The 572-nt window shown below is 42.1% G+C and carries 1 protein-coding gene; it reads right to left on the bottom strand.

Annotated elements, in window-relative coordinates:
* On the bottom strand, nucleotides 1-572 hold a 572-nt coding region (locus R7O13_RS29320), incomplete at both ends, for a VWA domain-containing protein (protein ID WP_318305518.1).

The following is a 572-nucleotide window of genomic DNA, read 5'->3' as shown; positions in this document are numbered from 1 at the left end:
CTACTACAGACTTATCAAACATCTTATCGACGATGCTTTCAAATGACGCTTCAGTGTGAGAAAACTCACTTGCATAATCGTATAACTTCACTCGACCAGCGCCTTTATCGAACTTTGCGTTGTAGGCGTTATAAGTTAAAAGCGCAACTCGACTTTTCTTATCCGGACCGGTTTTGAAGTTCTCCAACTCTTTAACGACTCTGGTAATCGTATCTTTTACGACCTGCATTTGAGTCTTGTTTCTTTCACCATACCATGGGTTACTCATCGATTGACTGGTATCCAATATGAAGTAGATATCAACTGGCTGAGGTAGGTATTTTCTCGTAATCGAGTCACCAGAGACCTTGAACTTGGGTTCTACACCAATTTCGTTGTGTGAGATCCACGAGTCATGCTCCGCAGTCGCGACAACGGTGAAGTCAGCAAATGGTGATAGCTCATTATTCCGTTGAACACAGCCATCTTTGTATTCACACTTTTTGGTGGATACGCTGATCTCGATATCGCTGATGTTGTCAGTAATGTATAAATCAACAATTCTCTGCGCATAGTCCTGGTCGTCTTTATTG

This window comes from Vibrio sp. Y176 (assembly GCF_033438945.1).
Note: the sequence above shows the minus strand (reverse complement) of the source record. Positions and strands in the feature narration are given on the sequence as shown.